This window comes from Pauljensenia sp. 20925_1_34 (assembly GCF_041432775.1).
Classification (GTDB): domain Bacteria; phylum Actinomycetota; class Actinomycetes; order Actinomycetales; family Actinomycetaceae; genus Pauljensenia.
On sequence record NZ_JAPWAG010000021.1, the window covers coordinates 33,300 to 40,581 of the forward strand.

The 7,282-nt window shown below is 65.3% G+C and carries 3 protein-coding genes; 1 reads left to right on the forward strand and 2 read right to left on the reverse strand.

Translation table 11 applies throughout. The features are described 5' to 3' along the window. Nucleotides 1–18: 18 nt before the first annotated feature. Together O3669_RS08230 and O3669_RS08235 are read right to left on the reverse strand one after the other, a co-directional pair. Nucleotides 19–1,623 (reverse strand): SpaH/EbpB family LPXTG-anchored major pilin, encoded by a 1,605-nt coding sequence (locus tag O3669_RS08230; protein WP_371524338.1) that lies wholly within the window; start codon nt 1,621–1,623, stop codon nt 19–21. An 82-nt stretch (nt 1,624–1,705) separates the two neighbouring features. Further along, nucleotides 1,706–4,720: a SpaA isopeptide-forming pilin-related protein gene (locus O3669_RS08235; RefSeq protein ID WP_371524339.1), complete on the reverse strand. Its 3,015-nt coding sequence runs from the start codon at nt 4,718–4,720 to the stop codon at nt 1,706–1,708. A 670-nt stretch (nt 4,721–5,390) separates the two neighbouring features. Here O3669_RS08235 and O3669_RS08240 point away from each other — a divergent pair. Then, complete coding sequence (locus O3669_RS08240) at nt 5,391–7,154, forward strand: L-serine ammonia-lyase, iron-sulfur-dependent, subunit alpha (RefSeq protein ID WP_371524340.1); 1,764 nt, start codon at nt 5,391–5,393, stop codon at nt 7,152–7,154. The last annotated feature ends 128 nt before the right edge of the window (nt 7,155–7,282 follow it).

Genomic DNA, 7,282 nt, shown 5'->3' on the forward strand with positions numbered 1-7,282 from the left:
GTCGCTAGCTAGCGAGGATCAGGCGTCGGCCTGCTCCTTGCGGCGCTTGTTGGCCAGCGCGATCGCACCGGAGCCGCCCACGAGGAGGGCGCCAGCGCCGATCAGGACGCCAACACCGGCAGCACCGGTCAGCGGCAGGTTGAAGCCACCGTTCTTCGGGACGTCCTTGACGGTCGTCGCGAGGGTGTAGGTGTTATCCTCGGTGGAGTTGGTCTGCAGGACCTGGAAGGCGATCGGGCGGGTCTGGAGCTCGAAGCCGTCGGGGGCCTTGGTCTCAACGAGGCAGTAGTAGCCGGGGTTGGCGACGGCCTCGTTGTTCTCCCAGTCGTTGTTGCGCAGGCCGTCGATGGTGACCACACCGTTGGCGTCGGTGGTGAACGAGGTCTCGCCCTTGACGGTGAGCTTATCGCCCAGCGTGGCGTTGTTCGACTCGAAGTTCGCGGCGGGCGTGCCTTCAGGCGTGCACTTGTAGACCTCGAAGGTGGCGCCCGCGAGCGTCTTGGTGTCGTCCTTGGCGTTGACCTTCGTGATCTTCACCTTGCCGAACTTGGAGACGACCTCGGAGTTCGGGTAATCCGGCGGGGGAACGGTGCCCGAGTTGGGCTTCCAGCCGTTGGAGGGGGCGTTGGGGAGCAGGATGGCCTTGTTCTTGAACAGGCCGTCAGCCTCAACCTTGTCCTTGACGGTGCCGGACAGGTCCATCTGGACCTTGGTGGTGTCGTCCTTGCGGTTGTCGAGCAGCTTCTTGCGGCCGTCCGCGGTGAACTCGGCGGTCCAGAACATGGTCTTGCCATCGGTGCCGGTGGCGGAGATCAGCTTGTAGTCAGTACCCTTGGCCAGGGCGACCTCGCCGGTCTTGCCGTCGATGATCTTCAGGGCGACGTTCGCCTCGGGCAGCTCAACGCGCTTGTCGTACTGGTCGACGACGTCGTAGAAGTCGAGGGCCTCAGCGGCGGGGATGTCCGACTTGATGGTGTAGGAGATCTCGGAGCCGATGGCCGGGGTGGTATCGTCCTTAACCGTCTTGTCGACGCCAGCCTTGGAGTTCTTCGGGTAGGCGTGGACGTCGTAGACCCACTTGTTGAGGTCGGTCGGGTGCGTCATGGGCACCGTGATGATGAAGGGCTTGGAGCCGACGTAGCCGGCGGGGGTCACAGTCTCGGTCACGATGTAGGCGCCGAGGGGGAGGCTGTCAAACTTAGCCACGCCGCCGCCGGAGGTGGTCACGGTGAGGGCAGCGTCGGTGCCCCCAGCCTTCGCAGTATCAACGTTGCCGTTGTAGCCGGCGAGCTTCTCCCAGCCGGCCTGCGTTTTGAGGTCGACGTTGGTCAGCTTCTCGACGGTGAAGGTCACGCCGTCGAGGGGGGTACCGCTCGCGTCGGCGTCCTCGAGGCCGTTACCAGCGGTGGTGCCGTTGGTGTTGTCCTTGACCAGCTTGTGGATGGTGATGGAGCCGGTCTTGGTGGGGTCGAGGTCGACCAGCGAGGGGACGGCGGTGGCAGCAAGGCCGAAGGCGGGGGCGGCCTGCGTCGCGGAGGTGGCGGCGGGCAGGGCCAGCGCGCCGGCGGCGACGGCGAAGGCTGCGAGCAGGCTCAGGCTGCGGCGGGTCTTCGTGGTGCTCATGGGTTTTCTTTCTCCTGTGTGTGTGATTTCGGGAGTTTTTCTTGATGGTGGGTCACCGTGGTCACGGGACCTCATGGGTGGCTCAGGCGAGTGCCTTGCGCCTCTTGGTGGTGACCACGGTCATCACCATCGCCCCGGACATGAGCGCCGCTGCGACGCCGATGTAGGGGAAGATTCCGGTGCTGCCTGCCTTGGGCAGCTCACCAACCTCGGTGTCCTTGACAACGATGGTGGCTTTGCGGGTTCCGGCAGCCATGAAGCCCTGGGGGCCGGAGGCGCCGGTGGCCTCGGAGGAGAACGCCTGGACGGCGCTCCTGGCCCACTTGGACTGGTCCGTGAGGTCGGACGCGAGCTCAACGTTCGTGCCGGATCCGTCCGCGCGGGCGGTGGTCAGCTTGAACTCGAGGGGCTGGGGCAGCAGGGAGTGTCCCGCGGGGGCCTTGGTCTCGACCAGCCAGTAGGCGGTGTCAAGATCGAGGTCGTTGACGCTCCAGTAGTATCCGTCGGTCGCGTTGGCCTGGGTCAGGGTCTTGACCACGGTGGCATTCGCATCCGTGTTGGGGTTGGACTTGTAGATCGCGAACTCGGCGCCCTTCAGGGGGTACATGGCCGCGTTGTTCGGACCGATGTACTGGTTCGAGGCATCCGCGAAGGTGGAGCCGGTGTTCTGCGTGCCGGCCTTCACGATCACGAAGTCGTGGGGGACGGTCGGGCCACAGGCCTTGTTGTTGCTCGTACCGTCACTGTCCTTGCCGTTCTCAGCCAAGACCTCGTTAAAGAGACCCTTGCCGGGAGCGAGCTCGTTGTTACCGTCGACGGAGCAGGCCAGGTCGGCTTCCGAGTATCCGGCGGCCGCGGGGTTGCGGGTCACCGAGAAGCGGATCCAGTATTCCTTGGTGGCCCCGGCGCCGAGCTCGACGCCGTCGGTCAGCGTGTAGACGCCGCCGGTAGCGGTCGCGTCGGCCGCGGTGTCCAGGCCAGCCTGGGTCTCGGCGATCTTCGCGGACTGGATCTCCAGGCCCTTCGCGAAGTCGGGCTTGTCGGTGAGCTTGCCGGTGTTGGCGGCCAGCGAGCCGTCGTTGGTGGCGACGATCTTGTAGTCCACGTTGAAGGTGGTGGCGCCGCCGGCGCCGCCGTTAGCCTCGATGGACTTCTGGACGCGCAGCTTGGGAGCCTGGTATTCGTTGACGAACGTACAGGTGATGGGGGCTGCCTCGTTGGAAGCGGCGCCTCCGACGTTCTTGAAGTTGACGCCGCGCTCGGTCTTGGTCACGGCGACGTCTTCACCGATGCCGTTGACGCACTTGATGTCCTTGAGGTTCCACTTGTCCTCGCCGCCGGTCGAGATATCCTTCTCCGTGATGGTGAAGTCGGAGTTGCCGACCTCGAAGGGGATGAAGGTCGAGTCGTACTTGGCGTTCGCCGCACCGAAGCCGGTGGGGGTGAGCGTCGCGGCAGGGTCGGCTGCGGAGATGTACGAGGTCTTGGCCGGGGCGGAGGAAGCCGTGGGCTTCGTGACGGACACGGTGCCGGTGGTTGCCGGGGTGCGGCTCGTGTTGTCCGCCCAGGTGGAACCCGTGGTCACCGCGAAGTTGGCGGCCGGGATCGTCGGGTTGGCACCCGCCGGGTCCTCGACGGACTTCACGATGCGCACGGAGCGTTCCTCGGTGATGACGCCGTAGAGGCAGGCGTAGTTGACCGAGAGCTCCTGCGTCACGAAGTAGTCGGTACGCTTGGCGTCCGCCGGAGGCGTCGCCGGGCAGTTGGCGGTCGGGATAGACCTGAAGTTATCCGGGGTCAGGAAGTTGGTCGCGTTCGTCGCGGGGACAAAGCCCCACAGCTGCAAGCGATAGGTGCGGCCGTTCTTCGTAAAGGTACGATCCGAGACGGTCTTCTCCAGCTTGACGGTGTCGGAGACGTAGGGGTTCTCGTTGACGTTACCCTTCGCGTCCGGCCAATAGCGAGGCGTGACCTGTTCCTTCACGAGCTGGTTGTGAGGCTGCTCTGCACCGCCGTTGTAGTACTGGCTGTACAGGTCGTAGTCGCCGTTGCCCTCACCCACGTGCTTGACGCAGTACATGCGTCCGGAGCGAGACTCGGGCTTGTTAACGTAACCCTGCGAGCGATCCGCCGCGTTCACCGGGTCCGGCTCATAGGCAGGACCGATGAAGGCGCCGGAGGGCGTGTATCCGGGGCGACCGTAGGTACCATCGAGGACCAGGTCACGGACCCGCTTTCCACCAACCAGCTGATTCACATCCCAGCCAGTAGTACCGAAACTGGTAGAACAGGTACCCGTACCAGCCTCGCCCGGTGTCTTCACGTAGGCACCGCCCTTGCGGTAAATGATCGTCGAGGCCAGGGTGTTGAAAGTCTCGTGGTTGACGAAGGGGAAAGCTTCTCTCTGCTGACCCGCGGGGAGTCCAGCAAATTCCAGGTTGATGTTGGCCTGAAGGTAAGGCTGCCCCAATTTGTGCGGCGCATCAGCCTGCCCGATGGGCAGGTTATTATGGCGGATCGCGCCAAGCAGGAAGGTCTGGCCGGGCTCGACCTCACCGGGTGTATTCGGCTTGAAGCCAATGGCCGACTGGCCATCCACCCAGATCGTCGTATCTCCACCGTTCTTCCACAGGTTGTAGTGCTCCTGCATCCAGTCCTTGGAGGCCTGCGTATCACCGGGGCCAGTGTTGTCCTTTTGGTCATCCCACTTCCACGGCACACCTCGAGCAATGTACGCCCACGCATCGTTATTCTTTGCAGTTGTACCACTCAGCCACGCATCTACGGGCTGATTACCCGTGCGCAGGCGATTCCGCGACATTCCGGTAACAACACCGTACCTGATGCTGTCATTCAGGTGCGCACCACCCTCGGTTTCGCTCGTGTAGCCACCGTTAATCCATGCGGAAACCTCGCCAATATCAATCTTGGTGGCGGCGGGCTCCTGGGCGGCCTGGGCGGCCTCGGGGGCGGCGACCTGGGAGACGACCAGCGTGCTGGCCGCAGTAGCCACGACGGCCAGGGCGGCCAGGGCGCGAGTTGCGTACCCCGTTCGCGTATGCCGCGCGTGTCCTGCACGTGCTCGACTCGTTGCCATTGATCGTTCTCCTCGGTCCCTTGCTTCTGTGTTGTCCCGGTGGGATGTCCGGTTCAGTTTTTCCACAACCTTGATGACACCCAGCCTACGACGCGGTTACTGAAAAATGCAACCCGATTTTCACGACTTTCTTCGTGGCTTACGTTACAGACTAACAGTCAAGACAGCTTTCCGCAAGATTCTGCGGTTCTACCAACTGGTATCAATTCAGATTGTTACGACGAACGTCGCCACTTTGTTATTTTTAACGGCTGGCAACAAATAACATTGCGGAACTATACAGAGCTTGACACCCTATAAAAAATCGGCACCACAAGGCCTTTCATCCCCCCCACTCGCCCCCCGGACGCCACCCGCCCTCGCCCACACCCGCCCAGGCCTCGCCCGGCCCCCTTCATCGCCCCACCCCAAAAGTCGCACGTAATTCGGCTACCCGAAAATTCAACACCGCCCACAAACGTTGCAATCCCAACGGTCTGGTTTCAAAGTTTGAAAGGTTTACATGGAATTATGTGCAACATTTCCGGGCAACCACCCCGATACTCGGACGCTGCCCGCCCGACACCCAGGCCTCGTCACACGCGAGCGCCCGCCCGACGCCCCAGCCTCGCCCACACCCCGCCCAGGCCTCGTCACGCGCGAGGGACGACAGACCTGCACAATGGTGCGCATGGATCTTCGCCCTGTCGCCCTCGGCGCGCCCGTCACCGCCTACGACCCGTCGCGCCCCACGCCCGCCGCCATCGTCTCCGGCGAGGTTGCCGCGCACGACGCGCCGCACCCCCTGTCGGTCTTCGACATGTTCCGCATCGGGATCGGGCCCTCGTCGTCGCACACGGTGGGGCCGATGCGCGCGGGCCTGGCGTTCACGACGGAGCTGACAGCGCTCACCCCGCCGTCGCACATCACGATTGACCTGTTCGGGTCGCTCGGCGCGACGGGCCGCGGACACTCGACGGACCGCGCGGTGCTCCTGGGCCTGGCGGGCTACGACCCGGAGACCGCGGACATCGACACGGTCGAGGCGATCCTGCCGACCCTGGCCAGCACCGGCACGCTGACGCTGCCGTCGGGCACGCGCGTCCCCCTCAGCGTCACCGACGACATCCGTTTCATCCCGCGCACGGTCCTGCCCTACCACGTGAACGCGCTGACGATCACCGCGAGCGGCGGCGACGGCGAGACGATCCTGCAGCGCACCTACTACTCGGTGGGCGGCGGCTTCGTCATGCTCCAAACCAACGAGGACCCCCAGCATCCCGAGGTCTCCTCCCTCGCATCCAGCCAGGCCGGCGTCGGCATCGACATTCCGGCACCCTACCCCTTCGCGTCGGGCGCGCAGCTGCTCGCCCAATGCGAGGCATCCGGCATGTCCATCGCCCAAGTCGTGCGCGCCAACGAGGAGGCGGTGCGCCCCCGCGAGGCCGTCAACGCCTACCTCGACCGCATCGCCGACACGATGTTCGACTGCGTGGACGCGGGCACCTCGGCGGCAGGCATCCTCCCGGGCGGCCTCGACGTGCCGCGCCGCGCCCGCGCGCTGGCGGGCAAGCTCGCGCGTCGCCTGACGAGTGCGCCCGTTTCTATGGACGAGGCCGGGGCTTCCCAGGGCGGTCACGTGTCCTCTTCGGGGACGTCCGAGGCCCGGGCGTGGGCCGCCACAACAGCCGATCCCATGCGGGCCATGGATTGGGTGAACCTGTTTGCCCTGGCCGTCAACGAGGAGAACGCGGCGGGCCACCGCGTCGTGACCGCACCGACGAACGGCGCGGCGGGCGTGATCCCGGCGGTCCTGGGCTACCTGGTGACGCACTGCCCGGAGACCGGTTCGACGCCGGGCGTGGCGGCGGGGCCCTCGACGGACGATGGCGCGGTCGCGCCGCTGTGCCACATTCGCATGACACGTGACGCGGCGTCTTGTTGCAACCCCGCGGAGGGCGCGGATTCCGAGGACGCAGCCCAGGCCTCGTCCCACGCGTGTGCCGCTCAGCGTCGCGCCATCGTGCACGAGTTCCTGCTGGCCGCCACGGCGATCGGCGCACTCATTAAGACGAACGCGTCCATCGCGGGCGCGGAGGTGGGCTGCCAGGGCGAGGTCGGGTCGGCCTCGGCGATGGCGGCCGCGGGCTTGGCGCAGGCGCTGGGTGGCACTCCGCAGCAGGTGGAGAACGCGGCGGAGATCGCGATGGAGCACTCGCTCGGGCTGACGTGCGACCCGGTGGCCGGCCTCGTGCAGGTGCCGTGCATCGAGCGCAACGCGATCGCGGCCGTTAAGGCGATCAATGCGGCGCGCATGGCGCTATGGGGCGACGGTCGGCACACGGTGAGTCTGGACGTCGTCATCGAGACGATGCGCCAGACCGGCAACGACATGCTCTCGAAGTACAAGGAGACCTCGGAGGGCGGCCTGGCCGTCAACGTCGTCGAGTGCTAACCGCGCCGCCCCGAGCCACCCCAAGCCACCACGCCGCCCCGAGCCACCGAGCCGCCCCAAGCCACCGAGCCTCCCCAAAAGTTGCACGTAATTCGATTGCCTGAACTTTCAACAAAGCCTAGAAACGT

Excerpts from the sequence above, each read along its gene's own strand:
- O3669_RS08230 (WP_371524338.1), bottom strand. The coding sequence starts at position 1,623 with ATGAGCACCACGAAGACCCGCCGCAGCCTGAGCCTGCTCGCAGCCTTC.
- O3669_RS08235 (WP_371524339.1), bottom strand. The coding sequence starts at position 4,720 with ATGGCAACGAGTCGAGCACGTGCAGGACACGCGCGGCATACGCGAACG.
- O3669_RS08240 (WP_371524340.1), top strand. The coding sequence starts at position 5,391 with ATGGATCTTCGCCCTGTCGCCCTCGGCGCGCCCGTCACCGCCTACGAC.